The following is a 26,022-nucleotide window of genomic DNA, read 5'->3' on the forward strand; positions in this document are numbered from 1 at the left end:
CGCGGCGGGATACCGCTGCGGCCGCAAAGGGTCGGTACGGTTCGTGAAAGCTTGCAGGCTGATCTCACGAGGCTGTGCCAGTCCGGCACGAGAATCGATCACCTTGAACGCTCTGGAGACGACGATGGTCCGCAAGGGCGAATTCCTGATCGTGCTGATCGCATCCTTCGTGCTCACAGCCGCGGCCTTGAAAGTCATGCCGCAGCGTACAGTCGGCGACGTGGCGCTAAACCCGCCAGTCCGAAGCCCGGCGCCCAGCATCGAGGTGCCAAGCATCCGCGTGGTCCACCCCGGCTATGAGCGCAGCGCTTCGGTTGAGCGCAAGCGCTGGGCCGATCCCTACAAGCTAGCCCCAGCCGCTGTGGCTCCGTAGCGCGATAAGCCGGCGGGCCGATCAAGATCAACAAACGAGAGAGCCCCTGCTGCTATGGCAGCGAAGGGCTCTTCTGCTGTTTGGCTCTGATCCGCTTGACGCGTCAGGCGCGACGCCGGCCGCGCGCTTGTGGGGCTTCTTCGTTGCTGGCCTGATCGCGTTCTGCCTGAGCACCGGGCCGGCCGAGGCCGATATGCTTAGCGAGCGCTGAGCGTTGCGCTGCGTAGCTTGGCGCCACCATCGGGTAGTCGGCAGGAAGGCCGTAACGTTCGCAGTAAGACCTCGGCGTCAGGCCATACCGGGTCAGGTGGCGCTTGAGCGTCTTGTAGGTCTTCCCATCCAGAAAGCTGACGATGCCATCATCCGTCACGGAGCGCCGAATCTGCGCAGGTGACGGCCTCTCGATCTCCTCAGACGGGACAGACTGCGAGACGCTGGCCCCACCATTGGTCAAGCCGACAAGCGCGGTGTGCACGCGCCCAAGTAGAGCGCCAAGCTCAGCGGCGGGCAGTGAGTTGTTGGAGACGTAGGCGCAGACGATGTCGCCTGCGAGCTCGATGAGGTCAGCTGACTGACCTGCCATTTCTTGTGTCATTAACTCTGTCCGGTTCGAAGCCCCCCCGCGCCGCTAGATCTACCTTCAATGTTCCGAAATCAAGCAGCAGGCGAACTGGTTATCCATGAAAGTTGTGCAGGTGGCGGCAATCGCCGCGCAAAATCTGGGACTTGATGCCTTAGAGCCGAGCGCACCGCGCTGTGCCAGCTGCTATATTTCACGGGCGGCGTACGACTGGTCGGGGTGTCGAAGGTTTGACAGATAGGGCCAACATGCCGCAGCGCTGAGCCCACGACGAGGGCTCATCTGGCCTTCCAACACAGCCGGCTGGGAGTGCACCAACCCTCAACCGTGCCGGGTCGTTGATCAGCGATAGGGATTAGAAGGCTGCGAGGGTTAGAAGCGCGTGCCGCACACGCGCTCGACGGCATCGCCACTGTCCTCCGGCCTTGAATTGAAGGCGATCGGAAGCCTCGGCGCGACATCTCGGCCCGTGTTGTTGAGGATCTCGCATACCGGCAGGTGCCGTGGCCAAGAGCGCAACCCGGCGCCGGTCACGAGGCAATCGTAGGTGCTGGGGGTGAGCATCTGCTTCAGGATCGGGCCGGCCTGATCGTCCGGCCGGACGAAGCAATGCTCGGCCGTCCAACCGCGGGCGCGCATGTCCTCCAGCGCGATCTTGATCCCATGGTGGATCTTCTCGGCGTTGAGCCCGGGCGGGAGAGCGGGGTCCGAAAAGTCGACCGCTTCGGGCTCGTATCCCACCATCAGAACACGCATCGGATCCTCCAGCGTTAGGCCCCGGCCTTGGCCGGTCTCATGTCAGCTAGCGGCCAGGATGGCGCTCACAAGGCTCACCCTTGGCCTCCAAGATCCGCTGTCGGCTCTCTGGTGCGAGGTTTGGATGGCGACCCGCGGCCACGTTTTCCGTGTTCCACCAGTGTTGCACGGACCCGCCTACGGCCCACCGTAACCCATTGTAAAATCAGGGATCGTGTTGCAGCGTGTTGCAAGCCGAAAGGGCAGGGGAGGGGGTGTTGAAAAACCCGCCAAGTCATTGACCTAGCGGGCTTATTGCTGGCGACCCCGGTAGGGCTCGAACCTACGACCTGCCGCTTAGAAGGCGGCTGCTCTATCCAGCTGAGCTACGGAGTCTGGGACGTCAGCGCGGGCCGAAACACCATGCCCTGCGGCCAGGGTCAAGGGCCCCTCCGCCCGGGGAAAAAGCCGGCCGGGCGGAGGGGCGCGCTCTCGGAAACAGGCCGCCACGACGCAGGGGACGAGTCCCGAGGGCCGCCCTCAGGCGCCCCGGGGCGGCGGGGTTGGGGGAGCCGTGGGCGACGACATCTCCGGCCTGCCTCCACGCAAGGCCGGAGCCGAGGGGCGCCAGCTCTGTTCGTCGTCGATGCCGACCCGTTCAAGCGCTGCAACGACCTCTGCGGCCAGGCCATGGGTGACGAGGTGCTCAAGGGTCTAGCGCGCTGCCTCGCCGCGAGCGTCCGCCGGCCCGGCGACCGCGTCTGCCGGATCGGCGGCGCGGCGTTCGTGCTCCTGTTGCCGGGCACGAGCGAGCCCGGCGCGCGGCATGTCGCCGGAACGGTGCACGCCGCGATGGCCGCGCTGGCGATCCCGGGGACCGGCATCGGCGCCGGTCGGTCGCGGACGCTGCGGCCGTCCCGGATTCGGGCCCTACCGCGGCGCGCGCGGATGCTCGGCTGCGAGGTCGGCCAATCCGTCGATGGCGACGGCCAGATCCAGAAGCATCGACCCGACCGCGGGGTCGAACAGCCGGATCTCCGCTTCGCCCAGGAGAGGCTCCTCCGCGGCCTGACGCAGTTCGTGAGCGATCTCCCGGAAGGTCATGGCGGCGGCATGGATGTGGGGCACGCGCGTGCCGAGATCCGGACCGGCGTGCTGCACCTGCTTCAGCGGGTCCGCCAGGCGCCGCCGGCCGGCCTCCGAGAGGGTGCGCGTCGAGAGGAGAGGCACGTCCGACATGAGGATCCTTACAGCGCCCAGGCTGGCGCGACAGCCACACGCCCCGGCGCGGTCTCGGCCCCGTCGCCGCGCGCGGATCCGGCGAGCCTCGCCCCGGCCGGCGGCCGGTGCCCGGCGGCAAGGGGCAGGCGCGGATGCCTGCCGATCGGTGCGCACGCCGCTGCAGGGCGGGGGTGGATGAGGGTGGTCACGGTGCTTGCGGTGCAGGTCCAGGCTTCGACTGGGTTCGAGGAGCCGGAATCTTGCCGTTCGCCGACGTCCGAGGCGATCGACGTTAGCGTCCCGCCATTGACGTCCCTTTAAGGCAGCCCGCGAATCGTCGATCCGCATGCCGCTAAATCCGTCATAGGATCGAATACGGGAGTCAAAACCGAGAATTAGTTCATCGCTGCCGAGTCTATCCGAGCGTATGTCATCTTCAAGGGCTGGAAGTCACCGCCTACGACAGGCGTCGATAGCACGACCTGCACATCGGACTCCTCTCCACGTGCGGACGAATGCGCCTCCTCTCGCAGGATGACATGAATACCATCATCGCAAGTGCCGCGACGGACATGTGGCCACGTCACGCATCGAGACCGTGCGGACCGCTCGTGAACGGCCGCCGGTCCATCGGATCGCCCATCGTCGCGAGGCCGCGCCCGCGGCCGACCGGCTCCAGGCCGGCGCGGGAGCACGCCCACACCGCGAGCCCCGCCGCCCGAGCCGCCGTCATCGCGCCCGGCGTTCCGGCCGAAGCGTCCGCCCGCCAACGAGGAGGGATCGAGTAAGGAAACCCCGACGTTCCTTATCGATCCCGTTCCGCCTCACGCAGCCGCACCCGACGGGCAATCCCGGCGCACAGCAACGGCCGGCGGCGGCCCTATCCCCGCCCTGCCGCCCGTGCATAATGCCCGCTACACGTTTCCGTGACGGCGCGAGACAGCCAGTGAAGGCCCGGGAGACGATCCCCAGGACGCCGAGCCGCGTCGGCCGCCCCCCACGGGGGTCCGAGGGAGAGGCGACGCTCCGCATCCTCGCGGCGGCGAAGCCGGTCTTCCTGAAGGAAGGCTACGAGGCCGCGAGCATCGACGCCATCGCCGGGTCGGCGGGCCTCTCCAAGAAGACCATCTACGCGCGCTTCACCTCGAAGGAGGACCTCTTCGAGGCCGTCCTCGTCCGGTTCATCGAGGAGAACGTGCCGTCCATCGAGCGGGCGGCGGCGCTGGAGGGCCCCATCGCGGAGCGGCTCCACCGCGTCGCGCTCGCGCTCCTGGAGGCCGCCCTCACCGTCGATGCCATCGCGGTCCGCCGGGTCATCGTCGCGGAAGCCGCGCGCTTCCCGGAATTCGCCCAGCTGCTGCACGATTTCGGGGGCGCCCGGGTCGCCCCGCTGATCGAGCGGTGCCTGGAGGAAGGAGCCGCCAGCGGCGAGATCGGGGTGGACGATGTCAGGCACGCCGCCGACCTGTTCCTCAGCATCGCCGTGCGGGGTTTCATCGACAGGGCGGAACTCGGCCTGGAGCGCCCCGGCCTGTCGCATGTGAAGCGGGAGAGCCTGAAACGCGCCATCGCCTTCTTCATGGCGGCGTGCCGCACGCGCGACGCGGCGATCGACGGGGCGGCTCCGTAGGACGGGGCCCGCGCACCGTGTCGCATGGCGTGCCTCATGCCCCGAGAGATCCGGCGGACGACGGCCACAGGCCCGGCACGCTCCCGCCTGCACCCGCCGCGCCGGCCCGGCCTCGGACGAGCCCTTGGGCTCCTGGCCTCACTCCGCGGTGGAGGCGGGGAGAAGGCGGGGGGAGGCGATCGCGGTGCGGGCGGCGGACGGACCGCCACGGGCGGGCGGGGCGGACGCCATCATGGCGGCGCCGGAGGCGACCAGCCCGGCCATCATGCGGAGGTCTTCGGGCTGGCCCGGGTCGGAGGCGATCTGCTCGGCCTCCGCCTGCAGGCGCCTGTTGCAGGCCTTCGAGGGCAGGCCCTCGTCCGGCGTGCAAGCATCGTGGCGGGCGCAGGCCGCATCCAACTGATCGATCGGCGCGGCGGGGGCGTTGTTGCCGGGCCCGCAGTAATTGCCGTGCACCAGCAGCTTCGGCCTCCCGACCGGGGACTCCTCCTGGGCGTGCGCGGGCAGGGCGAGGGCCGCGAGGAGCCCGAGGGCAAGGACGGGTCTGATCATGGGGTCTCGTCTCACGGGTCGCATCCGGGTCCAGGCGGCCGAGCCGCCATCGGGATGGGGGAGGATTGGGCGCACGCCGCCCGGTGCCGGGCGGGCGGAGCGCCGGAGGTCACCGGCCCCGCGGGCCGGCGTCGATGACGGCCCTGCAGCCGGGGCTCAGGCTGACTCGCTGCGCCCTCATGCAGGCCACGATCCGCCCGCGGTCGGGTATCGCCGTCAGGCAGAGGCGCAGGACGTCGTCGCGGCACAGCGCCGCCTGCTCCTGCTCACCGGCCCTCGCCCCGTTCGGGCCGGCGGCGAGCAGGCCCAGGACCACGGCGCAGGGGACGGAGGGCTTCGCCATCGGATCGGTTCCGTCTCGGTCGGCCCGGGCATCCGCCCGGGGCAGGGGTCCGACAGGGAACGGTAAAGATACTGGTCTGTTCCGTTGTCGTTGCGGACAGGCCTCCGCCTTCGGTATCGCAGGGTCCGAGGCGCGCCGCCTTGTCCGGTCGCGGCGGCGGCATGCCCGTCATCGCTGCGGTCCGGATGTCACGGGAGATGGACTGACATGCTGGCACGCATCGCGGCGGGTGCCTTGGGCTTCATCGTTCTGTTCGGCCCGGTCTCGGCCAAGGATGCGGTCGGCCGTGCCGCCCGCGCCTGGGTGTCGGGCGTGGTGGAGCGCGTGGGAGGCACGACCGCTGCGGTGGCGGGGGGCCCCGGGTCGCGCCCGGCCCGGACCGTCGACGTGCGCCTGCGCGTCGCCGCGGACGGCACCGTCCTCGACGTCACGTTCGGGAGCCGGCCGCCCCCCGAGGCCGTGCTGAACCGCCTGAGGACCGCCATCTCGGCGGCTGGCCCCTTCGGTCCGCCGCCGCGGGAATTGCTCGCCCCCGACGATTCCACCGAACTGGCCTTCCCGCTGAGGATCGCCGACCGCCCGCGGTGAGGGCCCATCCGTCGCCGCCGCCGACCTGGACGGCGCGCTCTGGCCCGAACCTGGTGCCCCCGTCGCGGCGATCGCAGGCGTGCGACCGCGCCCGATCCGGTCGGCGTATCGATGAGATGCGCGGGCGTCCCGGGACTGCCCGCGCGGCGCGGATCAGGACGCGCGGCCCTCATGCTCCTTGGCGAGCCGGAGGAGATTCCGGCCGTAGGCGGTCTTCTGGTAGAGCTCGCCGTGGGCGATGAGCTGCTCGCGCCCGATGAAGCCCTGCAGGAACGCGATCTCCTCCAGGCAGGCCACCTGCAGGCCCTGGCGGTTCTGCAGCGTGCGCACGAACTCGGAGGCCTCCAGCAGGCTGTCGTGGGTGCCGGTGTCGAGCCAGGCATAGCCCCGGCCCATCCGCTCCACGTGCAGCTGCCCGCGTTCCAGATAGGCCTCGTTCACGCTGGTGATCTCGAGCTCGCCGCGGGCCGAGGGCTTCACCGCGGCCGCGATGTCGAGCACCTGATTGTCGTAGAAATACAGGCCCGTGACCGCCCAGGTCGATTCCGGCTCGGCCGGCTTCTCCACCAGCCGCAGCGGACGCCCGGCGGCGTCGAGCGTCACCACGCCGTAGGCCTGCGGGTTGTCGACATGGTAGGCGAACACCGTCGCGCCCGCCCCGCGGCCGGCCGCGCGCGCCAGGAGCTCGCTCAGGCCCGCGCCGAAGAACAGGTTGTCGCCGAGGATCAGCGCCACGTCGTCCGCGCCCACGAAGTCGCGCCCGATCACGAAGGCCTGCGCCAGGCCCTCGGGCCGCGGCTGGAGCGCGTAGCTGAAGCGGACGCCGAACTGCTCGCCCGTGCCGAACAGGCGCTGGTAGTTGCCCAGGTGCTCCGGGCTGGAGATGATCAGGATCTCGCGGATCCCGGCCAGCATCAGCACCGAGACCGGGTAGTAGATCATCGGCTTGTCGTAGACCGGCAGCAGCTGCTTGTTGATCGACAGCGTGGCCGGGTGGAGCCGCGTGCCGGAGCCGCCGGCCAGAACGATGCCCTTCATGGTGCCAGGCCCTTCATGGTGTCGCCTCCGGATCGGCCGGCCCGACGAGGCGATCGAGGATGTCCTCGAGCGCGGCGGCCCAGGGCCGCATCGTGATGCCGTAGGCGGCCGCGAGGCTCTCGGTCGAGAGCACGGAATTGGCCGGCCGCCGGGCCGGGGTCGGGTAGGCGCTGGTCGGGATGCCGGCGACCGGCACGCTGCGCCCGCCGCGGCGCGCGCTGCCGGCCACGATGGCCCGCGCGAAGCCGCACCACGTGACGGCCCCCGCGTTCACGCAGTGGAAGGTGCCGGTCGGCGCCCGCTCGTCCTCGGCCAGCCGCAGCGCCACCCGCAGCAAGGCCGCCGCGAGGTCGGCGGCCGAGGTCGGGCAGCCCTGCTGGTCGTCGACGACGCCGAGCGCGTCGCGCTCGGCCGAGAGCCGCAGCATCGTCTTCACGAAGTTGCCCCGGTGCGGGCTCACCACCCAGGCGGTGCGCAGGATCGCGTGGCGCGGGTTGGCGGTGCGGACCGCGAGCTCCCCGCCCGCCTTGCTCGCCCCGTAGACGCTCTGCGGCGCGATCGGATCGCCCGGCTCGTAGGCGCCGGACCGGCTGCCGTCGAAGACGTAGTCGGTCGAGACCTGCACGAGCGGGACGGCGCGCCGCGCCGTCTCGGCCGCCAGGATCGCGGGCGCCAGGGCGTTGAGCCGCCACGCCGCCGCCACATCGGACTCGGCCTTGTCGACGGCGGTGTAGGCCGCCGCGTTGATCACGGCGCCGTAGGCGCGCGCGTCGAGGGCGGCGGCGACGGCGTCCGCATCGGTGATGTCGAGCGCGTCCCGCGTCGGCGCGTGGAGCGCGACGCCGTCCGGACGCTCCAGCGCCCGCAGCTCCGTGCCGACCTGGCCCGCGCCGCCGAGGATCAGGATGTCCATGCCGGGCTCAGCCCGCCTGCGCGGGGCTGTGCGGGCGCCCGGCGGTCAGGCCGAGGCGCTCGCCCGTGTAGCGGCCCTCGCGGATCGGGCGCCACCACGCCGCGTTGGCGAGATACCACGCGATCGTCGCCTCCAGCGCCTCTTCGAAGGTCCTGCGCGGGCTCCAGCCGAGCTCGGCCTCGGCCTTGGCGGGGTCGATCGCGTAGCGGCGATCGTGGCCGGGCCGGTCCGTGACGAAGGTGATCAGCCGCTCGTGCGGACCGGCCTCGGGCCGGAGCCGGTCGAAGGCCGCGCAGAGCGCCTTCACCACCGCGAGGTTGTTGCGCACCGCCTTGCCGCCGAGGAGGTAGGTCTCGCCGACGCGACCGCGCTCGAGCACCGCGACGAGCCCGCGGGCGTGGTCCTCGACGTGGATCCAGTCGCGCTCGTTCAGGCCGTCGCCGTAGACCGGCAGGGGTTTGCCCTCGAGCGCGTTGAGGATCATCAGCGGGATGAGCTTCTCGGGGAAATGGCGCGGCCCGTAATTGTTCGAGCAGTTGGTGACGAGGACCGGCAGGCCGTAGGTCTCGTGCCAGGCCCGCGCGAGATGGTCGGAGGCGGCCTTCGAGGCCGAGTAGGGCGAGCGCGGGTCGTAGCGGCTCGCCTCGGTGAAGAACGCGCCGGGCTGGAGCGAGCCGTAGACCTCGTCGGTGGAGACGTGCAGGAACCGGAAGGCCGCGCGGGAGGCGCCCGACAGGCTCTCGTAATGGGCGCGCGCGGCGTCGAGCATCACCTGGGTGCCGATGACGTTGGTGCGGATGAAGGCGCCCGGATCCGTGATCGAGCGGTCGACATGGCTCTCGGCGGCCAGGTGCATGACGGCGTCGGGCCGGAACTCCGCGACGATGCGGGCGATGGCCGGGCCGTCGCAGATGTCGGCCTCGATCAGGCGGTGGCGCGGATCGTCGGCGAGGGAGGCCAGCGAGACCGGGTTGGCCGCGTAGGTCATGGCATCGACGGTGGTCACGGTGTGGCCGAGGTCGTGCACGAGGTGCAGGACGAGGGCGGAGCCGATGAAGCCGCAGCCGCCGGTCACCAGGACACGCATGGGAGAGGTTCCTTGTACCTGCGCGGCCGTCAGAACATCGGGCCGAGATCGGCGAGGCGCGGCGCGCGCCGGTCCTTGTCCGACAGGATGGCGCTGGCGGCCTCGACCGGCCAGGCGATGGCGACGTCGGGATCGTCGAAGGCGAGCGCCTTGTCGTGGGCGGGCGAGTAGTAGGCGTCGACCTTGTAGGCGATCATGACGTCGGGCGTCAGCGTGCAGAAGCCGTGGGCGAAGCCGTGCGGGATGAAGAGCTGCTCGCCGCTCTCCGCGTCGAGGGTCACGGCGACGTGGCGCCCGTAGGTCGGCGAGGCGCGGCGCAGGTCGACCGCGACGTCGAGGATGGCGCCGCTGAGCACGCGCACGAGCTTGGCCTGGGCCTGGGGGGCGATCTGGAAGTGCAGGCCGCGGATGGTGCCCTTGGGCGCGGAGAAGGATTGGTTGTCCTGCACGAAGGCGCAGGCGATGCCGGCCCTCTCCAGCGCATCGGCGCGGTAGGTCTCCGAGAACCAGCCGCGCGCATCCCCGTGCCGCATCGGCCGCACCAGCTTCACCGCCGGGATAGCGGTCTCCACCACGTCCACCGGTGTCCCCTCACGTTCCGTTCGCGCGACGGCAGGATCGTCGCGCGCCGTCTCGCATCAGCGGGGCTTCGGCGGATAGACGGACGTTGTCAAGCCGCGCCACGGGCAAGAGGCGGCACGCGATCGCGTGCGCGATGGACCTGCCGGCCCTCGCCTCGCGAGGCGTTCGTGGGCATCGCCTAGGCGGCCAGCGCGCGCATGACCGCGATCAGGTCCGCCTTGCCCTCGAAGCCGATACCGGGCAGCTCCGGCATGACGATGTGGCCGTCCTCGACGCGCACCCCGTCCGGGAAGCCGCCATAGGGCTGGAACAGGTCCGGATAGCTCTCGTTGCCGCCGAGCCCGAGGCCGGCCGCGATGTTGAGCGACATCTGATGGCCGCCATGCGGGATGCAGCGCGACGGCGACCAGCCGAACTGGTGCAGCACGTCGAGGGTGCGCAGGTACTCCACGAGCCCGTAGGACAGGGCGCAGTCGAACTGGAGCCAGTCCCGGTCCGGGCGCATCCCGCCGTAGCGCAACAGGTTGCGCGCGTCCTGGTGCGAGAACAGGTTCTCGCCGGTCGCCATCGGGCCCGGATAGAACTCGGACAGCGCCGCCTGCAGGGCGTAGTCGAGCGGGTCGCCGGCCTCCTCGTACCAGAACAGCGGGTATGGCCGCAGCATCTTGGCGTAGGCGACGGCCTGTTCGAGGTCGAAGCGGCCGTTCGCGTCGACGGCGAGTTGCGCCCGGCCCTCGATCTCCCTCAGCACGGCCTCGATGCGGCGCTGGTCCTCCCCGATCGACGCGCCGCCGATCTTCATCTTCACCACCGTGTAGCCGCGGTCGAGATAGCCGCGCATCTCGGCGCGCAGCTGGGTGTCGTCCTTGCCCGGATAATAGTAGCCGCCCGCCGCGTAGACGAAGACGCGCGGGTTCGCCGCGACGCCCTTCCGCTCGGCGAGCAGGCGGAACAGCGGCTTGCCGGCGATCTTGGCGGTGGCGTCCCAGATCGCCATGTCGAGGGTGCCCACCGCCACCGAGCGCTCGCCGTGGCCGCCGGGCTTCTCGTTGGTCATCATCGCCGCCCAGAGCTTGTGCGGATCGAGGTTGTCGCCGGCCTCGCTCAGCACGCTCGTCGGATCGGCCTGCAGGAGGCGGTCGCGGAAGCGCTCGCGGATGAGCCCGCCCTGGCCGTAGCGACCGTTCGAGTTGAAGCCGTAGCCCACCACCCGGCGGCCGTCGCGCTCGACGTCCGTGACGACGGCCACGAGGCTCGCGGTCATCTTCGAGAAGTCGATATAGGCGTTGCGGATGGGGGACGAGATCGGCTTGGTGACCTCCCGGACGTCGACGATGCGCATGGGTGCTCTCCTGGGATGCCGGGGCGGGTCGGGAGGCCGCGAGGGATCGGGCTTCGAGATCGGGCGGCTCGGACGCGGCGAACGCGGACCCGTGGCCGGGCCTGCGACGGCGGGGCCCCTCTGGCGGAGGCTTGCCGTACGCCTGGACGCCGTCGCCCGGCCAATGCCATGTTCGGAACACGCTATGCGCAAACGGCATCGGGCATGGACACCGACTGGCTGAGAGACCTCCTGGCCTTGGCCGAGCAGCGGACCTTCTCGCGCGCGGCCGCGGCGCGGAACGTGTCCCAGCCGGCCTTCAGCCGGCGCATCCGCGCCCTGGAGGAGTGGGTCGGCACGGCGCTGTTCGTGCGGGGCGCGCAGGGCGCGACGCTCACGCCCGCCGGCCTCAGCTTCCGGCCCGCCGCCCACGAGCTGATGCGCGACCTGGAGCGGGCCAGACGGGACGCGCAGGCCGCCGGCGCGCGGGATACGGCGACGCTGTCGATCGCGGCGACGCATGCCCTGTCGTTCACCTTCTTCCCGACCTGGATCCGCGGGCTGATGCAGGGCCAGGCCCTCGGAGGGCTCAACCTCGTCTCCGACAGCATGGAGGCCTGCGAGGCCATCATGCTGGGCGGGGAGGTCCACTTCCTGCTCTGCCACGCCCACCCCGATGCGCGCACGCGCTTCGAGCCCGAGCGCTTCCCGAGCATCCCCGTCGGCCGCGACGTGCTGGTGCCGCTCTGCGCAGCGGACCCGGATGGCCGGGCGCGGTGGTGCCTGCCCGCGGCGGCTCCCGCGCCGGTCCCCTATCTCGCCTACAGCCGGGCCTCGGGCCTCGGCCGCATCCTCGCGGCCTGCCGGGGCCACGACCGGAGCCATATGGCGACGGCGCTCACCTCGCATCTCGCGGCGACGCTGATGACGATGGCGCGGGACGGCCACGGCGTCGCCTGGCTGCCGCAGACCCTGGCAGCCGACGACCGGGCGCGCGGCCTGCTCGTCCGGGCCGGTGGCGAATCGTTCGACATCCCGATCGAGATCCGGCTGTTCCGATCCCTGGCGTGCCGCAACCGAGCCGCCGACGCGCTCTGGGATTACCTGGCCGACCGCGCGTCCTGAGGCCGTGCCCGGGATGAGAGGCGCCGGGTCCGACGTTTACCCCAGGTGAGCGTCGCCCGACGGATCGGGCCTGCTCCGATCGGCGCGGCGACCCGGGGGCTGTCGGTGACGCAGGAGATCTGGATCGCGGTCGTGATCGCCGCCGGGTTCACCCTCGGGTGCATCGTCATCCATCGCGCGCGGCGGCACGCGAACGCGGTGACGCTGGTCCTGGCCATGATGATCGGCCTGATGGCCACCCTCGTGACGGGGCGCCTCGGCCACCTCAACCCACACGGGTCCGACCCCGGCCAGCACCTGCTGCTCGCCCATCGGATCCCGTAGCCGGCGCGGCCCCGGCGGTCGGCGACTCGGAGCCGGCTCGGCGGCAGCCTGGCGAGGGAACCGGCAACCGGTTCGCGGGACGACGCCCCGGGCTCGGCCGGGAGCGCGTCCGCGGAGGATGCGTCGAATCCGTGCGATGCATGAAATCCTTTGATGACGAATGTCGTGCTCCCATCGCCTCCGGGAGGTCCTGGCCATGGCGCTCACCGTATCCCTGAACGTCGTCGGCCTGCTGCGCGCGACGGCCCTGGTGCAATCGGCCCGTGCCGAGGCCGCACGGGCGCCGGCCCGAGGCGCCGACACGGCCACGGTGGAGATCTCTCGCGCCGTCGATCCCGCCGTCGAGGATCGCGCGGGGAGCCGGCCGGTCGCGCCCTCCCAGAAGCGGGTGGTCGATATCCAGGTGTGAGCGAGGCCTCGGCGTGGTCCCGGACGCGCTGCGCCGAGCCGGAACCTCGCGGCGGCCGGATCTCCGCGCCGCCCGGCCGCGTTCGCGCGGCCGGACGGTCCGTGCCCAGGAGCGCGGATGCGGCGCGGCCCCGGCGAGCCGCCGGCGATCCCGTCGGGGCGATTCGCGTGGTCCATCGGCCGCATCCGCCGCCGCGTGCTGATGCCTTTCCTGGCATTTCGGATTCGTCTACGCCTATCGTGGCTGATATTTCATCATTCCTCGCCGAAGCCGGGACGCCGCGATGCCGACACGTTCGTTGATGCGCCCGCAAGCGGCCGGCGCCCAGGGCGCGACGCGCGCCACGTCCTCCCGGCATTTCCTCAAGATGGTCGAGGATACGGGCGAGGTCGGCTTCTGGTCGGCGGATTTGCGGCGGGACACCCTGGAGGCCTCGGTCGGGCTCTACCGCATCCTGGGGCTCGACCCGTCCGAGCCGATCACCTTCGCCTTCGGGCTCGACATGATCCACCCCGAGGACCGGGCGACCCATGGCGACCAGATCGCGGTGCTGCGCTCCGGCCAGCCCATCAACCGCGAGTTCCGCATCATCCGTCCCGACCGCACGCAGCGGTGGATCCACCACCGCGCGGAGGTGCTGATGGGGCCGGACGGACAGCCCCACCAGGGCATGGGCGTGGTGTTCGACGTCACCGCCCGCCACGACAGCCTGCGCTCGGTCGAGCAGCGCTTCGACCGCTACAATGCCCTGATCACGGCGACGGCGGCGGTCGTCTGGATCGTCAGCCCGGGCGGCGAAGCCCTGGAGATGCCCCTGTGGCAATCCCTGACCGGGCAGAGCCACGCGGCCATGCAGGGCCTGGGCTGGCTCGACGCCATCCATCCCGAGGACCGCGAGCGGACGGAGGCGGCCTGGCGGACGGCGGTCAGCCACCTCGCGCCCTACAATACGGATTACCGGGTCCTGTGCGCGGACGGCATCTACCGCTGGTTCAACTCGCGCGGGGTCCCGGTGCTCAACCGCGACGGCGCGATCCGCGAATGGGTCGGCGTCTGCCTCGCGGTGCCGGGCCGCAACCGCTACGCCGCGCCGCGCGCGCACGAGGCCGAAGCGGCGCCGGCGCGCGGCGCGGATCCGGTGATCACGCCCGCGCAGATCCGCGCCGCGCGGGGGATGACCGGGCTGTCCAAGGACGAGCTGGCGCGCCGCGCCGCGGTCTCGGTCTCCACCGTCATGCGGCTGGAGGATGGCGGGTCCGGCGTCCGGCCGAGGCCGGACACGCTCCTGGCGGTGCGCCGGGTGCTGGAGCAGGCCGGCGTCGTGTTCACCTTCGACAAGGACGCGAAGCCGGGCCTGCGAGAGGCCTGACCGGCCCGCCGCCGGCTCCGGGGCCCGGGCGGGACGCGCCTTCCCTCGACGGCACCGGCCCTTGCGGCGTCGGAACGCGCTCTAGGCCGCGCCCAGCACGATCGTCCCGAGCATGGCGAGGACGGCGAGCAGCATGCAGCCGGTGGCCACCCATCCGAGCAGCCGGAGCGGACCGCGCACCGCGAAGGCGCCCATGATGTCGGCGCGCGCGGCGGCGATCATCATCACCGCCATGACCGGCACCGCGATGACGCCGTTGACGACGGCGCTCCAGTACAGCGCCCGGATCGGGTCGACCGCCCCGAGGCTGATGATCGCGCCCACCACGGTGGCGAGCGCCACCGTGGCGTAGAAGGCGCGCGCCTCCAGCATGCGGCGGCCGAACCCCACGGGCCAGCGCCGCGCCTCGCCGACCGCGTAGGCCGCCGAGCCCGCGAGCACCGGCACCGCGAGCAGCCCGGTGCCGATGATGCCGAGCGCGAAGACGGTGGCCGAGAGCGGACCCGCGAGGGGGCGGAGCGCCTCGGCGGCCTGGGCCGAGGTCTGGATGTCGGTGACGCCGCGCGGATGCAGCACGGCGGCGGTGGTGACCATGATGGCGAGGGCCACGAGGTTCGAGAACGTCATCCCGACGACGGTGTCGGCCGCGATCCGGCCGAGCGCGGCCCGCCCCTGCTCGGGGGCGTGCAGGAGGTCACGCCGGCGCGGGAAGGCGTGCAGGTCCTCGGCCTCCTCCGCCGCCTGCCAGAAGAACAGGTACGGGCTGATCGTCGTCCCGAACAACGCCACCAGGGTCGTGAGCGCCGGCCCGCCCGGATCGATGCGGGGCAGCGCCGTCGCCAGCGCGAGCTCCGCCCAGGAGACGTGCGCGAACACCACCACGCCCAGATAGGCGAACAGGCTCAGCGTCAGCCATTTCAGGACGGCGACGTAGCGGGCGTATTGCAGGGCGAGCTGCATGACCGTGCAGAGGCCGGCGAACAGGACGACGTAGAGCCACCGAGGCCCCGGCAGCAGCAGGTCGAGGGCGTCCGCCATCGCGCCGAGATCGGCGCCGAGGTTCAGGACGTTGGCGGCCAGCAGCAGGAGCACCACGGTCTGGAGCAGGCCGTTCGGGTAGTGCCGGCGCAGCACGCCCGCGATGCCGTGGCCGGTGGTCCGCCCGATCCGGGCCGAGACCATCTGCACCGCCGCCATCAGGGGCAGGGAGTAGAGCATGGTCCAGCACAGGCCGTAGCCGAGCTGTGCCCCGGCCTGCCCATAGGTGGCGATGCCGCTCGGATCGTCGTCGGAAGCGCCGGTGATCAGGCCCGGCCCGAGCAGCCCCAGGAGCCGCGGCTTCGAGGGGCCGACGGTGGGGCTCGGCGCCTCGGGATCCGTCTCCGCGACGGCGGTCGGCACGGCGGGGGCCGCCCCGCTCATGCGCCCCGCCCGCAGGGCAGCGGCCTCACGCCGCCGCCCCGGCCAGATCGACGACCTCGCAGGTATCTGCCCGCTGCCGCCAGTCGACGATGCCCGCCGCCTCGCAGAACATCCGCTTGGCCGTTTCGGCGGCGCAGTCCTCGGTCTGCGCGCAGACGACGGCCTGGCGCTGCAGGACGGAACGGCTGTGGCCCGCATCGTCCGAGACGGTCTTGCGGAAGTTCACCAGATACTTGTGCATGGTTCGGCTCCGGCTCGCTGACCGGGGCAGCCTTGGCACCCGCCGCGGCGGGCGGCCTTGATCCAGCGCAAGGGATCCGCCGGGAACCGGCCCGCGAGGGCGGCTCGCGGGACCGGCGGCGACCGGCAGGAACCGGATCCGCGGATCACGGTTGCGCGGGGCCCTGCTCCGACTCGATGGCGAAGCGCCGGGTCAGGGCCTGCCGGACATGCTCGCGGAAGACGCGGACCCGGGCCGGCAATTCGCGGCCCGCGAGGCTGACCGCGCGCAGGGCGCCGCCCCGGCTCGCCCAGGGCTGCAGCACGCGCACGAGCTCCCGGCGCTCCACGGCGCAGGCCGCCACGAGACTCGGGATGTGCCCGATCCCCGCCCCCGCGAGCGTCAGGCGCAGCACCGTGGCGAAATCGCTCGCCCGGATGGCGGGGTTCGGGGTCAGCTGCGCCGAGGCGCCCCGGCCGTCGGTCAGGGGCAGGGCGGCCATGCCGAGGCGCTCGCGGGCCAGGATGACGTCGTGCGCGGCGAGGCCCGCGAGATCGGACGGCGGCGGGCAGCGCGCGAGATAGGCCGGCGCGGCGTAGAGGCCGATCCAGAGATCGAGGATCAGGACCGCCCGGTAATCCGTCTCGGTCGCGCCCCCGAGCCGGAGGGCGAGGTCGATCCGGTTGGCCGCGAGGTCGAGCCGCGCGTCGGTGTTGATCATCTCGACGGTGATCTGCGGATAGGCTTGCCGGAAGCTCGCGACGATCTCGGGCATCACCTCGACCCCGAAATCGATCGAGGTCGTCACGCGCAGGTGCCCGGCCGGGACCGTGCGGGCGTCGCGCGCGATCTCCGAGGCCTCGTCGAGCAGGCTCAGGCTCTCCTGCGCCTTGGCGTGGAAGGCGAGCCCCTCCGCCGTCGGCGAGACGGCACGGGGATTGCGCGCCATCAGGGTGGCGCCGAGCGCCGTCTCCAGGCGCGAGATCCGCCGGCTGACGCTGCCCTTCGATTCCCCCAGGCTCGCGGCCGCGGCGGTGATCGTGCCGAGATCGACGACGGTGCAGAAGGCGCGCACGTCCGAGAGACGGCCGCCGAAGGTTTCCGAGCGCGCAACCATGCCCCCGCGGTAGCAGGGCCGGCGCTCCCGGGGAACCGGGATGCCGGATCGGCGGCGCGCCGCGCGGGCCTATTTCGAGGGGACGGCGGGACTCTGGCCGGAGGGCGAGGGCGTGCGGTGGTCCATCGGCGCCTGCGGCTCCGTCGCGGCGGTCCCGGTGGGGTTGGCCGGCTCGACGGGGCGGTCACGGTTCTCGGCAGTCGAGTGGCCGCCGGGATTGGGCGCGTCCTTGGCGGCGGATTCCTCGCGCGGCACCGGCGCCTGGCTCCAGCCGTCGTTGAAGCTGCGGGACTTGTCGCCCATCGCGTCGATGCCCTTGATCTCGCCGGGCTTCGTCTGGGCCGCGGCGGGACCGGCCCAGGCCGATCCGACCGCCAGGGCCGCGAGGAGCGCGGCAGGGCGCAGGACGGACCGGCGGACCGGGCGGAGGCCGGGGCGGGCGGTCCGCGGCGTGGGGAGCGGGCGGGTCATGGGAGCATCCGGTGATGGGAGACACGTCGTCCCCACCAACAGCGCCCCGGCCCGAGCCGTTCCGGACACCCGGCCGACGGGGCCCTCGCCGGAGATCGCCTCGGCGAGCCCTGGCCCCGCTCCGCCTCGGCGCCCGGGGGCGGCGAGAGATCGCGGCGACGGGTCCGCGGCGACCGCGGCACCGGACGGCCGTCGACCCGGGACGCCGCCTCAGGCGGCCTCGGCGCCGGCCTTCTTGCGCCCGCGGCGCTTCGGAGCGGCGGCGACGGGCTCCGCCTCGACCGCCGGCTCGGGCGCCGGTGCGGCCACGCTCTTGCGTCCGAGGCCGAGGCCCTTGGCGAGCTGCGAGCGGGCCGCCGAGTAGTTCGGCGCCGTCGACGGGTAGTCGGTCGGCAGGCCGTAGCGCTCGCGATAGGCGGGGAGATCGAGCCCATGCTTGGTCAGGTGCCGCTTCAGCGTCTTGTAGGGCTTGCCGTCGACGAACGAGATCAGCGCATCGGGCGTGACCGACTTCTTGATCTGCGCGGCGGTGGGCTTCTCCGGCGCGGCCTCGGCCGTCTCGGCCGGCTTGTTGAGGCCACCCAGAGCCGCGTGAATACCACTGATCAGAGCTGGCAGATCGCCGGCCTGGACATGGTTGTTGGAAACGTAGGCCGTCACGATATCGACGGTCAAATCGATGTGATCGGGCGCTTCCACTGGGTTACCGTCTTCCATTTTCCACTCCTGAACGTAGCAGAGCTACAACGCGCACGCGACATTGCGCCGTCAAGTTTAATCTGTCGCTTACGCGCGGTTTGAGCACAGTCTTTTTGGCTGACTCTGTTCTTCGTGAGCTTCGGGTCGGCTGTTTCTTCCCTCAGGTTGCGTCCGTCCTACTGCGCCTGGATCAACGGACCAGCTGCGGATGTTCGACGAATGGGACGGTTCGGACGTCCGCGACGTTGATGTCAGGCGCCGTATCGGAATCGGCCGCGGCCGGAGGGACGATCATGACGGAGAGCCCCAGGCAGGAGGCGCTCGACGTGCTCCTCGTCGAGGATGCGCCGCTGCAGCGGATGGCGGCGGCGAGCGCGCTGCGCGAGGCGGGCTGCCGGGTGACGGAGGCCGGAACCGTCGCGGCGGCCTTCGAGGCCCTCGACGCCGAGCGATCCATCGACGTGCTGGTGGCCGACATCGATCTCGCGGACGAGCCGCTGACCGGGCTGACCCTGGCCAAGGCCGTCGCCGCGCGCTGGCCGGAGGTGTCGCTGCTGCTCGTCTCCGGCATGATCCAGCCGGATCCGGACACGATGCCGGCGGGCGCGCGCTTCCTGCCCAAGCCCTTCGACCCCGAGACCCTGGCGGGTGCCGTGCGCGACCTCGCGACCGCCCGAGCCGCCGGCACGCTCGGGCTCGACGCTCCGGAAGCGCCCTGATCCCGAGCCGGTTCGGGTCTGGCATCCGATCGGCCCCGGACGACGGGGCGCCCGAGCCCCATGCCCTGGCTCAGCGCCACGGTCCACGACGGCTCTATCCGCGGCGCGGGTCCCAGCCGCACCCGCGTTCCGAGGTTCCCCTGGCCGCGGCGCTCCGGGATGCGGGGCCGCGTGGAAAAGGGAGGTCTCGGTCCGCGCCGTCGTGTAGCGTGGCGTTGCGAGAGGGACCGGTTCCAGACCCTTGAGGCGACGGCTCTTCCCTCGCCGAACCGGCCTCCACTGCGGCACTCAGCAGCCAAGACTCTTCGGACCAAGACACCCCGGACCATGCCGCCAGCCAAGCTCGACCGCGCGCGCTTCGCCAAATGCCGGGCCCTGATGGAGCACGGCCTCACCGCGGGGGAGCGGGCGGCGGGCGCGGCGGCGGCGGAGCGCGTCGCCGCCGCCGCCGGCCTCAGCCTCGGCGAGGCGCTCCGCCTGTCGGAGGCGGGCCGCCTTTCCGAGGTGCGCCCCGCACCCTCGCCCCCGCCGCGCCGGCCCCCGCCCTGGCAGGCCCCGCCCCTCAGCACGGACCCGATCAGCGTGGAGGAGATCCTGGCCCAGAAGGAGGCCACCGGGGCCTACCGCAAGCGCCGGGCCGCCCGCGAGCGGACCCGGCTGCGCGAGGATCTCGCACGGCAGACGGTCGCCCAGGCGGAGATGCGGGCGGCGCAGGCCGCGCGCGACCGCAACTGGGCCGAGAGCCGCGGGGCGGGCGCCCCGACCGAGGAAGGGGGAGAGGATTCCTGAGCCGCTACGCGCCGGCCGCGGCCCCGAAATGCGCCAGCGCCGCGGCCCCGGCCTTCGCCGCCGCCTTCGCGGACGGGTAGGTCTCCGGCGCGGCGCGGACCGGCGTGCCGGCCGCGTCGGTCAGGTGCCAGCGGAACCGGCCGGGCTCGCCGGCACAGGCCTCGACCACGACCGCGACGGGCGTCGGATCATCCGCGCTGGGCATCTCGGCGCGCCTCAATCCGGCCGGCCCGGCCGCTCGGACCGCCGGCGACGCGGCGTCGGCCGCTCCTCGGCGAAGCCCGGCGGCACGCCGACGGCCTGCCCGCTCCGGATCGCATCGCGCACGTTGCCCGGTCCGGCCCGTCCCTGGGTTCCGCCGGGCGCCGTCGCGGGGGCCTGGCCCGCGGGCGGCGTGTAGGAGCCGCCCGACAGCGCCAGCGCCGGGCCGCCCCACGCGGCGGCGGCGAGCGCCAGAACGAGCCCGGCCGGTCGCGCCCCGGTTCCCGCCCAACCTCGAAATCGCGTCATCCTGCGCTCCCTGATCCCGTTTCCCCGGCGCCGCGTCGCCGCGCCGCTCACCGCGCGGCCTCCCGGGCGATCCCCGCGAGACCGGCCTCGTAGACGCCCTCGATGTCCGCCCGCGCCGCGTCGTCGCTCATGCCGGACGCGTCGAAGCGTGCCATCCAGACCACGGTCGAGCCCGCGCCGTTCGGCCGGACCAGGATGGTGGCGTTGTAGGCCGAGACCGGCAGGGGCCCCGAGACGAAGGCGTAGCTGTAGGTCATGCGCGCCTCATCGCGGGCCGTCTCGACCTCCACCAGGGTGCCGAGGCCGCCGCTCACCACGAGGCCGCGCACCGGTGCGCCGCCATCGTCGTCCGGATCGCTGCCATCCCGGCTCCGCCCCTCGGCCTTCCGCCCATCGGCCCCCTGTCCGGCATCCTGGTCGTAGGCGATGCAGCGCTCGACCTGCGGATGCCAGCGCGCGATCGCGCAGAACTCGCCGATCAGCGCCCAGACCGCCGCGGGCGGCGCTGCGACGTCGCGGCTGCGCACGACCTCCAGCGCCGCGGCGGGGGACCCGGCCGCGAGGAGGCCGACGAGGAAGACCGCGATACATCCCGGACCGCGCCCGTTCATGGTCTCTCCCGTCCGCCCGCACGGCGTCTCATGGCGCCAACCGCTCGGACGGGCGGAGGTTGCCGCGACAGGCCGGCGCGGCTCTCGCGGGCGCCGGCGCATCGAAACCATCGCGGCGTGCCGTGGGCGCGCAGGCGGTTCCCCCTGTCGCAGCGCGATCGGGACCGGCTCCGGGCCGCAATCTTTCGACGACGCGGTTGCCGGTTCGTCGAAAGACCGCGGGTCTCGACCAAGGCCTCGCGACGCCGACCCGATCGGACCGGCGCCCCTAGCGGCCCAGATGGGCGTCGAAGAAGCCGGCCATCTCGCCGAAGACCTCGCGCACCTCGGGCGCGTCGGCGCTCATCAGATACTGCGCATGGCTCATGCCCTCGAAGACCTGAAGCGAGGCCTCGACGCCGGCCTGACGCAATTTGCGGTGCGTTCGAACGGTATTCGACAGGAACAGGTCGCGCGTGCCCGAGATCAGGATCGTGGGCGGGAAGCCGTGGAAGTCTCCGTAGATCGGCGAGAGCTGCGGGTCCTTGAGATCGCGGCCGTCCGCGTAGAGCTTGGCCGCGTGGCTGATATAGCCCCGGTAGCTGACCAGCACGTTGTCGAGCCACTCGTTGGTCCGGTAGCTGTCGCCGGTCTCCGTGAGATCCGACCACGGCGTGCCGGCCCCGATCGCGGCCGGCAGGGCGACGCCCTCGGCGCGCGCCCGCAGCACCAGGGCCAGGGTCATGCCGCCGCCCGTCGAGGTGCCGAACACGCCGAGGTTCTCGGGCTTCTGCAGGGTGAGCGCCGCCTTCCAGACCGCCATCGCGTCGTCCATCGCGGCCGGGTAGGGCGCGTCCGGCGGCATCCGGTAATCGACCGAGATCACCTTGAAGCCGCCGAGCCCGGCCATCAGAACCGCCTCCAGGGTGCCGGCCTCGCCCGGGTTGTAGACGTAGCCGCCGCCGTGGATGTGCACGAGCAGGCGGTTGCGGTTCGCCTCCGGGATCTCGCGCGGCTGGACGATGTAGGCCTTCACGCCCCCGATCACCGCGGGCTGGCTCGTCACGCCCAGTTTGTCGCGGAGCGCCGGCAGCGCCGCGGCCCCGGCGGACGCGAGCCTGTCGACCAGGGCCTTCCAGGCGGCGGGGCTCTCTGGGTTCGCGTTCCAGGCCGGCGCCCGGTAGGGCGCGGCGATGAGGGCGCGCAGGGCCGGGCTCACGGTCTCGGGCAGCGGAATCGTGCGGGCCGGGAGGGTGCGCGGTCCCGGCGCGGCGTTGGCCGCGCCCTGGGTCGCTTCGAGAGCGGCGAAGCCGGGATCCGGCGCCGCGGCGGCCGGCGCGGGCTGCGCCGCGGCCGGGCCGGCCAGCGCCGCGCCCATCAGGCAAGCGGCGGCGAGGGCCTCGAGCAGGCGTGCGGGACTCGGCATCGGGTCGGTTCCTCCGGCGGGGTCGTGCGCCCCGTCTCTCCGGCTGAGGTAGGGCACGGGACGGTGGCGGGGACACCGACCGCGCCGCGCGGACCTTACGGCGCGCGGGTCCCCGTCAAACCGCCCCGACCTGCGGAACCGGCGGGCGCGGAGCCCGTTGACTCCTAGATTGGACTTGTTCTAATTCGCAACTGAAAGCGGCCCGCCCGGAGCGGCGGCCGCCCGAGACAGGAGCTACGGTCATGGCGAACGCCCACTGCGAGAGCTGCAAGTTCTTCGACGAGCACAAGCTGAACGGCGCCCAGGCGTCGGGTGAGGAGGGCCTGTGCCGCTTCAACCCGCCGGTGACCCAGCCCGCGCCCCAGTCCAAGGGCCTGTGGCCGGTGGTCGCCTCGTCCGACTGGTGCGGCCACTACACCGCCGAGATGACGGCCGCCGAGTAACGGCCTCGCCCACGGCCCCCGCCGCATCGTCGCGTGCAGGGGTAAGGGCTACCGGAATGTCGAAAGGGGTCGGCCGCGAGGCCGGCCCCTTTCGCGTGCGCGGCGGGCGCGTCGGCCCGGTCATATCCCGGCGTACCAGGAGAACCCGAGTTCCGAGACCATGCTGCCGCGGCCCTGGCCGAGGCCGTCGACCCGGTCGGTCGCCTCGATGCGGGCGATGTACTTCAGCGATTTGTAGCCGAGCTGCCGCTCGACCCGCAGGCGGACCGGCGCGCCGTGCGCGACGGGCAGATCCCCGTCGTTCATGCCGTAGGCGAGGATCGTCTGGGGGTGGAGCGCGTCGAACAGGTCGTAGCTGTCCCACCAGCCGTCGACCGTGCGGATCACCACGAAGCGGGCCTCGGGCCTCAACCCGACCCGGGCGAGGACATGGGCGAGCGGCACCCCGGTCCAGGCCCCGATCGCCGACCAGCCCTGCTCGCAGCTGTGCAGCGTCACCTGCGTGCGGGCCGGCATGGCCTTCAGCTCGGCGAGGGAGAACGCGGCCGGCTCGGCGACGAGGCCGCCGACGGGCAGGCGCCAGTCGGCGAAGCCCTGCGCCTTCGAGCGGCGATAGGCCGGATCGTCCGGATCGGTGGTGTTGATGGTGGGAAAGACGGCCGAGACCGCGTCGCGCGGAAATTCGCGGGCGAGCGGCTGGTCGCGCAGCAGGAAGCGCTGGGTGGCGAGCGTCAGCGTGTCGCTCAGCCCGTAGAGCCCGCCGCGGCGCGGCCCCCCGGCCAGGCCCGGCAGCCAGTCGCAGCCGCCCGCGAGTCCGCCGAGGCCGAGGGCGGAGGAGCCGAGGATCAGCCCGCGGCGCGTGGGACCCCTCATGACGACCTCTCCGTCGGCGGCCGGGCGAGCGGCTCCGCCCGCGTTTCGAGCCGGGTCCGGCCGGTAATCATGCCCCGCATCAGCGTCACCGGCCCGTTGGCGAGCACCTGCCAGAGATGGACCGCGCAGAAGAGCCCGACGAGGGCGGCGGCCAGGAAGTGGAGCGTGCGCGCCGATTGACGGCCCTGGAACAGCCAGAACAGCTCCGGCCAGGCCGCGGTGACGCCGGGCGACATCGTCAGGCCGGTGAGCAGCATCAGGGGCGCCAGCACCAGCAGCACCGCGAGATAGGCGAGCTTCTGCAGGGCGTTGTACGAGCCCCCGGGGCCGGGGCCGCGCAGGCGCAGATGCGCCCGGACCTCGCCCGCGAGGCTTCGCGGCCGGAGTTCGTCGCGGCTCGGCCAGAGGCGGGCCCGGAGCCGGCCGCCGAGGAGCGCGAGGAGGAGATAGGCCGCCCCGTTCAGCACGAAGATCCAGGCGGCGAGGAAGTGGAGGTTGCGGCCCCAGCCGGTCTGCCCGAGGTTGACCGGGAGCGGCAGGACGATCCAGGCCGGCGCGCCGTTCGCCCCGGTCTCGCCCCAGAACAGGCGGGGCAGGGCGAGCAGGATCGCGAACCCGCTCACCATCAGCGCCAGGACGGCGCCCGCGCCGATCCAGTGGGCTAGCCGGACCCAGACGGGGTGGCGCGGCGGCGCCTCAGCCATCGGAACGGGCGCTCCCGTCCGGTGCCCGGGCGCGCAGGACGTCGAGGCGGTAGCCGTCCGTCCGCTCCTGCCGCACGAGGTCGGCGAAGCCGGCGGCGCCCGCGATGAAGCCGTCGGCCGCCTCGTCGCCGGAGAGGGGGAAATCCTGAGGCCCGAGCCAGTGCACCAGGACGCAGTCGCCCCCGGGCTCGAGCGCCTCCCCGACGCGGGCGACGAGGCGGGCGAGATCGGCGCGGTCGAGGAAGTAGAGCACCTCGCCGAAGAGGATCAGGTCGAAGCGCCCCAGCGGCCAGGCCCCAGGCACGGCACCGAGGGCGAAGCGCACGTGGTCCTGCCCGGTGCAGGCCTCTCGCGCCGCGGCCAGCGCCGCGGGCACCACGTCGAGGGCGAGGAGCGCGTCGCAGCGCGGCGCGAGCGCCCGGGTGAAGACCCCGATGGAGCAGCCGACCTCCAGCGCCGCGGCGTAGCGGGGGCGCGGCAGGGCCGCGAGCGTCGCGGCGTACTTGGCGCGCTCGTAGTCGCTCGTGGCGAAGCGCCAGGGGTCGGGGTCGGCGGCGTAGATGTCGAGGAAGTAGCGCGCCGGGAGGGAGGCGGCGTGGCGATCGGTCATCGGGCGCGTCCCTCGGCGGGGCCGGGCATCCCCCACAGGGCGTGCACGGGGGTGTCGGCGGAGAGTGCGTGCGCGGCCGCGCTCGTCAAGGCGTAGTCGGGGGCGGGCTGGCGCAGGTAGGTGGCGAGGTCGCGCATCCGGACCTCCAGCGGGTGGTCCTGGTGGAAGCCGGCGAGGCCGATGGAGCGCTGGGCGAGGGCGATCACGTCGAGCCCGGCCTGCTCGACGACGCCGCGCGCGAGGTTGACGTAGGCGACGACGCCCGCGGCCGGCCCGGCCTCGGCGGCGGCCCGCATCGCGGCGGCGTCGACGAGGAGGCGGCTCGTCTCGGCAGCGGCCAGGGCCCGGGCGAGGCGGGCCTGCTGGTGCGGGTCGCCGCCGCGGCCGGTGGCCACCAGATGGGCGCGGTGGGCCTCCACCACGGCCTCGATGCCGCCGAGCTGCACCGCGAGGAAGCGCCACGCGCCGGCGAAGAAGAAGGGCTGGCGCTGGTAGTCGCCGGGCTCGCCCACGCCCAGGCAGTCCCGCAGGTGCAGGCCGCCGAAATCGACACTGCCGGTGGCCGTGGCGCGCATGCCGTGCGCGCGCCACGCGGACAGGTCCGAGCGCCGGCCGGGATCGAGGGGCACCACCAGCATGCGCGCGCCGGCCTCGGGCCCCTGCGCCGTCACCAGCGGCCGGGTGACCCGGCCGGCACCGGAGGCGAAGGTCTTCATCCCGTCGAGGAAACCGTCGGCGCCGAGCACGAGGCCGCCGACGGCGGGCTCGGTGTTCCAGACCCCGAAGAGATGGCCCTCCCGGGCGTCGCGGGCGAGACGCGCGCGCGTCTCCGGATCGGCGTAGCGCAGCATCAGGGCGAGGGCGTTGACGTGCCCCTCGTAGAGCCGCCCGACCGGCAGGCTGCCCCGGCCGACCGCCGTCAGCACCGCGCGGAGCACCGGCGCGGCCTCGGCCTCGCACAGCCCCGCGCCGCCGAGGTCGGCGGGGAGGGGGGCTGCCAGCAGGCCGGCGCGGTGGAGCCGGTCGATCGCCGCCTCCGGGAAGGCGTCGTGCCGGTCGAGGGCGGCGGCCCCGTCGCGATCGACCGCGACGGCGTCCTCTGCGGCGCGGATGTGGGCGTTGGGCGGCACGGTCTGCTCAGTCTGCTGGTCTGGGAGGCTCGGGCGACGGGGCGCGAAGCGGGCTCGGCCCACACGAGGGTAACACCGCCTCGCCGCGTGCGCAGACCACCCGCGGCGC

At 72.7% G+C, this 26,022-nt stretch carries 33 protein-coding genes, 1 tRNA gene and 1 pseudogene; 11 read left to right on the forward strand and 24 right to left on the reverse strand.

The genetic code is table 11. The features are described 5' to 3' along the window. The first annotated feature begins 124 nt into the window (after positions 1-124). Entirely contained in the window at positions 125-373 is a 249-nt protein-coding gene (locus ACS5RC_RS13475; RefSeq protein ID WP_478344387.1) for a hypothetical protein, read from the forward strand. A gap of 103 nt (positions 374-476) precedes the next feature. Here the strand turns inward: ACS5RC_RS13475 and ACS5RC_RS13480 are convergent, their stop codons facing one another. From ACS5RC_RS13480 to ACS5RC_RS13490, 3 genes are all read right to left on the reverse strand, one after another. Beyond that, positions 477-968 (reverse strand): Ros/MucR family transcriptional regulator, encoded by a 492-nt coding sequence (locus ACS5RC_RS13480; protein ID WP_478344388.1) that lies wholly within the window; start codon positions 966-968, stop codon positions 477-479. Positions 969-1,325: 357 nt separating this feature from the next. Beyond that, positions 1,326-1,709 (reverse strand): hypothetical protein, encoded by a 384-nt coding sequence (locus tag ACS5RC_RS13485; RefSeq protein WP_478344389.1) that lies wholly within the window; start codon positions 1,707-1,709, stop codon positions 1,326-1,328. 298 nt (positions 1,710-2,007) lie between these two features. Continuing rightward, positions 2,008-2,084 (reverse strand) — tRNA-Arg (locus tag ACS5RC_RS13490). A gap of 27 nt (positions 2,085-2,111) precedes the next feature. Between ACS5RC_RS13490 and ACS5RC_RS13495 the strand changes: the two are divergent. Continuing rightward, positions 2,112-2,555 (forward strand): annotated as a pseudogene (locus ACS5RC_RS13495) (GGDEF domain-containing protein); the annotation flags it as partial. A 63-nt stretch (positions 2,556-2,618) separates the two neighbouring features. Here ACS5RC_RS13495 and ACS5RC_RS13500 read toward each other — a convergent pair. Further along, a complete protein-coding gene (locus ACS5RC_RS13500) occupies positions 2,619-2,927 on the reverse strand; it encodes a hypothetical protein (RefSeq protein ID WP_478344762.1) in 309 nt (102 codons plus the stop codon). A gap of 928 nt (positions 2,928-3,855) precedes the next feature. On the opposite strand from ACS5RC_RS13500, the gene ACS5RC_RS13505 reads away from it, so the two are divergent. Continuing rightward, complete coding sequence (locus tag ACS5RC_RS13505) at positions 3,856-4,539, forward strand: TetR/AcrR family transcriptional regulator (protein ID WP_478344390.1); 684 nt, start codon at positions 3,856-3,858, stop codon at positions 4,537-4,539. A 138-nt stretch (positions 4,540-4,677) separates the two neighbouring features. On the opposite strand, the gene ACS5RC_RS13510 is transcribed toward ACS5RC_RS13505, so the two are convergent. Both ACS5RC_RS13510 and ACS5RC_RS13515 read right to left on the reverse strand, forming a co-directional pair. Further along, positions 4,678-5,091, reverse strand: coding sequence for a hypothetical protein (locus ACS5RC_RS13510; protein ID WP_478344391.1), 414 nt, complete (start codon positions 5,089-5,091; stop codon positions 4,678-4,680). 109 nt (positions 5,092-5,200) lie between these two features. Further along, positions 5,201-5,434, reverse strand: a complete 234-nt coding sequence (locus tag ACS5RC_RS13515; protein ID WP_478344392.1) for a hypothetical protein — start codon at positions 5,432-5,434, stop codon at positions 5,201-5,203. Between the two features lie 207 nt (positions 5,435-5,641). On the opposite strand from ACS5RC_RS13515, the gene ACS5RC_RS13520 reads away from it, so the two are divergent. Beyond that, positions 5,642-6,022, forward strand: coding sequence for a TonB family protein (locus ACS5RC_RS13520; RefSeq protein WP_478344393.1), 381 nt, complete (start codon positions 5,642-5,644; stop codon positions 6,020-6,022). A gap of 153 nt (positions 6,023-6,175) precedes the next feature. Here ACS5RC_RS13520 and rfbA read toward each other — a convergent pair whose 3' ends face one another. The 5 genes from rfbA to ACS5RC_RS13545 form a co-directional block, all read right to left on the reverse strand. Next, entirely contained in the window at positions 6,176-7,060 is an 885-nt protein-coding gene (gene rfbA / locus ACS5RC_RS13525) for a glucose-1-phosphate thymidylyltransferase RfbA (protein ID WP_478344394.1), read from the reverse strand. Between the two features lie 13 nt (positions 7,061-7,073). Further along, positions 7,074-7,973: a dTDP-4-dehydrorhamnose reductase gene (gene rfbD / locus ACS5RC_RS13530; RefSeq protein ID WP_478344395.1), complete on the reverse strand. Its 900-nt coding sequence runs from the start codon at positions 7,971-7,973 to the stop codon at positions 7,074-7,076. A 7-nt stretch (positions 7,974-7,980) separates the two neighbouring features. Next, positions 7,981-9,060, reverse strand: a complete 1,080-nt coding sequence (gene rfbB / locus ACS5RC_RS13535; protein WP_478344396.1) for a dTDP-glucose 4,6-dehydratase — start codon at positions 9,058-9,060, stop codon at positions 7,981-7,983. A gap of 29 nt (positions 9,061-9,089) precedes the next feature. Beyond that, a complete protein-coding gene (gene rfbC, locus ACS5RC_RS13540) occupies positions 9,090-9,641 on the reverse strand; it encodes a dTDP-4-dehydrorhamnose 3,5-epimerase (protein WP_478344397.1) in 552 nt (183 codons plus the stop codon). A 179-nt stretch (positions 9,642-9,820) separates the two neighbouring features. Continuing rightward, positions 9,821-10,984, reverse strand: a complete 1,164-nt coding sequence (locus ACS5RC_RS13545; protein ID WP_478344398.1) for a mandelate racemase/muconate lactonizing enzyme family protein — start codon at positions 10,982-10,984, stop codon at positions 9,821-9,823. 204 nt (positions 10,985-11,188) lie between these two features. Between ACS5RC_RS13545 and ACS5RC_RS13550 the strand changes: the two genes are divergently transcribed. The 4 genes from ACS5RC_RS13550 to ACS5RC_RS13565 all read left to right on the forward strand — a co-directional run bounded on the left by ACS5RC_RS13550 (position 11,189) and on the right by ACS5RC_RS13565 (position 14,190). Beyond that, positions 11,189-12,088: a LysR family transcriptional regulator gene (locus ACS5RC_RS13550; protein ID WP_478344399.1), complete on the forward strand. Its 900-nt coding sequence runs from the start codon at positions 11,189-11,191 to the stop codon at positions 12,086-12,088. A gap of 45 nt (positions 12,089-12,133) precedes the next feature. Then, complete coding sequence (locus tag ACS5RC_RS13555) at positions 12,134-12,412, forward strand: hypothetical protein (RefSeq protein WP_478344400.1); 279 nt, start codon at positions 12,134-12,136, stop codon at positions 12,410-12,412. Between the two features lie 196 nt (positions 12,413-12,608). Then, entirely contained in the window at positions 12,609-12,821 is a 213-nt protein-coding gene (locus tag ACS5RC_RS13560; RefSeq protein ID WP_478344401.1) for a hypothetical protein, read from the forward strand. A 283-nt stretch (positions 12,822-13,104) separates the two neighbouring features. Then, positions 13,105-14,190 (forward strand): PAS domain-containing protein, encoded by a 1,086-nt coding sequence (locus ACS5RC_RS13565; protein WP_478344402.1) that lies wholly within the window; start codon positions 13,105-13,107, stop codon positions 14,188-14,190. Between the two features lie 81 nt (positions 14,191-14,271). Here the strand turns inward: ACS5RC_RS13565 and ACS5RC_RS13570 are convergent, their stop codons facing one another. The 5 genes from ACS5RC_RS13570 to ACS5RC_RS13590 all read right to left on the reverse strand — a co-directional run bounded on the left by ACS5RC_RS13570 (position 14,272) and on the right by ACS5RC_RS13590 (position 18,137). Beyond that, entirely contained in the window at positions 14,272-15,612 is a 1,341-nt protein-coding gene (locus tag ACS5RC_RS13570; RefSeq protein WP_478344403.1) for an NRAMP family divalent metal transporter, read from the reverse strand. A 25-nt stretch (positions 15,613-15,637) separates the two neighbouring features. After that, the gene (locus tag ACS5RC_RS13575; protein ID WP_478344404.1) at positions 15,638-15,853 is read right to left on the reverse strand and encodes a hypothetical protein; all 216 of its coding nucleotides are present in this window, start codon (positions 15,851-15,853) and stop codon (positions 15,638-15,640) included. Between the two features lie 145 nt (positions 15,854-15,998). After that, positions 15,999-16,949, reverse strand: coding sequence for a LysR family transcriptional regulator (locus ACS5RC_RS13580; protein WP_478344405.1), 951 nt, complete (start codon positions 16,947-16,949; stop codon positions 15,999-16,001). A 69-nt stretch (positions 16,950-17,018) separates the two neighbouring features. Continuing rightward, positions 17,019-17,420: a hypothetical protein gene (locus ACS5RC_RS13585; RefSeq protein ID WP_478344406.1), complete on the reverse strand. Its 402-nt coding sequence runs from the start codon at positions 17,418-17,420 to the stop codon at positions 17,019-17,021. A 210-nt stretch (positions 17,421-17,630) separates the two neighbouring features. Then, complete coding sequence (locus ACS5RC_RS13590; protein ID WP_478344407.1) at positions 17,631-18,137, reverse strand: Ros/MucR family transcriptional regulator; 507 nt, start codon at positions 18,135-18,137, stop codon at positions 17,631-17,633. Between the two features lie 275 nt (positions 18,138-18,412). On the opposite strand from ACS5RC_RS13590, the gene ACS5RC_RS13595 reads away from it, so the two are divergent. Both ACS5RC_RS13595 and ACS5RC_RS13600 read left to right on the forward strand, forming a co-directional pair. Further along, complete coding sequence (locus ACS5RC_RS13595) at positions 18,413-18,838, forward strand: response regulator (RefSeq protein ID WP_478344408.1); 426 nt, start codon at positions 18,413-18,415, stop codon at positions 18,836-18,838. Between the two features lie 327 nt (positions 18,839-19,165). Beyond that, a complete protein-coding gene (locus tag ACS5RC_RS13600) occupies positions 19,166-19,627 on the forward strand; it encodes a hypothetical protein (protein ID WP_478344409.1) in 462 nt (153 codons plus the stop codon). Positions 19,628-19,631: 4 nt separating this feature from the next. On the opposite strand, the gene ACS5RC_RS13605 is transcribed toward ACS5RC_RS13600, so the two are convergent. From ACS5RC_RS13605 to ACS5RC_RS13620, 4 genes are all read right to left on the reverse strand, one after another. Then, positions 19,632-19,832, reverse strand: a complete 201-nt coding sequence (locus ACS5RC_RS13605; protein ID WP_478344410.1) for a hypothetical protein — start codon at positions 19,830-19,832, stop codon at positions 19,632-19,634. Positions 19,833-19,843: 11 nt separating this feature from the next. Further along, positions 19,844-20,137: a hypothetical protein gene (locus ACS5RC_RS13610; protein WP_478344411.1), complete on the reverse strand. Its 294-nt coding sequence runs from the start codon at positions 20,135-20,137 to the stop codon at positions 19,844-19,846. A 47-nt stretch (positions 20,138-20,184) separates the two neighbouring features. Next, entirely contained in the window at positions 20,185-20,748 is a 564-nt protein-coding gene (locus ACS5RC_RS13615) for an SRPBCC family protein (RefSeq protein WP_478344412.1), read from the reverse strand. A gap of 268 nt (positions 20,749-21,016) precedes the next feature. Further along, positions 21,017-22,105, reverse strand: coding sequence for an alpha/beta hydrolase (locus ACS5RC_RS13620; RefSeq protein ID WP_478344737.1), 1,089 nt, complete (start codon positions 22,103-22,105; stop codon positions 21,017-21,019). A 290-nt stretch (positions 22,106-22,395) separates the two neighbouring features. Here ACS5RC_RS13620 and ACS5RC_RS13625 point away from each other — a divergent pair, with 290 nt between their 5' ends. Then, a complete protein-coding gene (locus tag ACS5RC_RS13625) occupies positions 22,396-22,596 on the forward strand; it encodes a hypothetical protein (RefSeq protein WP_478344413.1) in 201 nt (66 codons plus the stop codon). A 120-nt stretch (positions 22,597-22,716) separates the two neighbouring features. Here ACS5RC_RS13625 and ACS5RC_RS13630 read toward each other — a convergent pair whose 3' ends face one another. The 4 genes from ACS5RC_RS13630 to ACS5RC_RS13645 are packed head-to-tail and all read right to left on the reverse strand — an operon-like array spanning position 22,717 to position 25,913. Then, positions 22,717-23,469, reverse strand: a complete 753-nt coding sequence (locus tag ACS5RC_RS13630) for a molybdopterin-dependent oxidoreductase (RefSeq protein WP_478344414.1) — start codon at positions 23,467-23,469, stop codon at positions 22,717-22,719. Further along, a complete protein-coding gene (locus ACS5RC_RS13635; protein WP_478344415.1) occupies positions 23,466-24,173 on the reverse strand; it encodes a cytochrome b/b6 domain-containing protein in 708 nt (235 codons plus the stop codon). The genes ACS5RC_RS13630 and ACS5RC_RS13635 overlap by 4 nt, the downstream gene beginning before the upstream one ends. Continuing rightward, positions 24,166-24,783, reverse strand: coding sequence for an SAM-dependent methyltransferase (locus ACS5RC_RS13640; RefSeq protein ID WP_478344416.1), 618 nt, complete (start codon positions 24,781-24,783; stop codon positions 24,166-24,168). Before ACS5RC_RS13640 ends, ACS5RC_RS13635 begins: the two co-directional genes overlap by 8 nt. Continuing rightward, positions 24,780-25,913, reverse strand: a complete 1,134-nt coding sequence (locus ACS5RC_RS13645) for an acyl-CoA dehydrogenase family protein (RefSeq protein WP_478344417.1) — start codon at positions 25,911-25,913, stop codon at positions 24,780-24,782. The genes ACS5RC_RS13640 and ACS5RC_RS13645 overlap by 4 nt, the downstream gene beginning before the upstream one ends. Between the last annotated feature and the right edge of the window lie 109 nt (positions 25,914-26,022).

The organism is Methylobacterium sp. HJ2, from assembly GCF_056431005.1.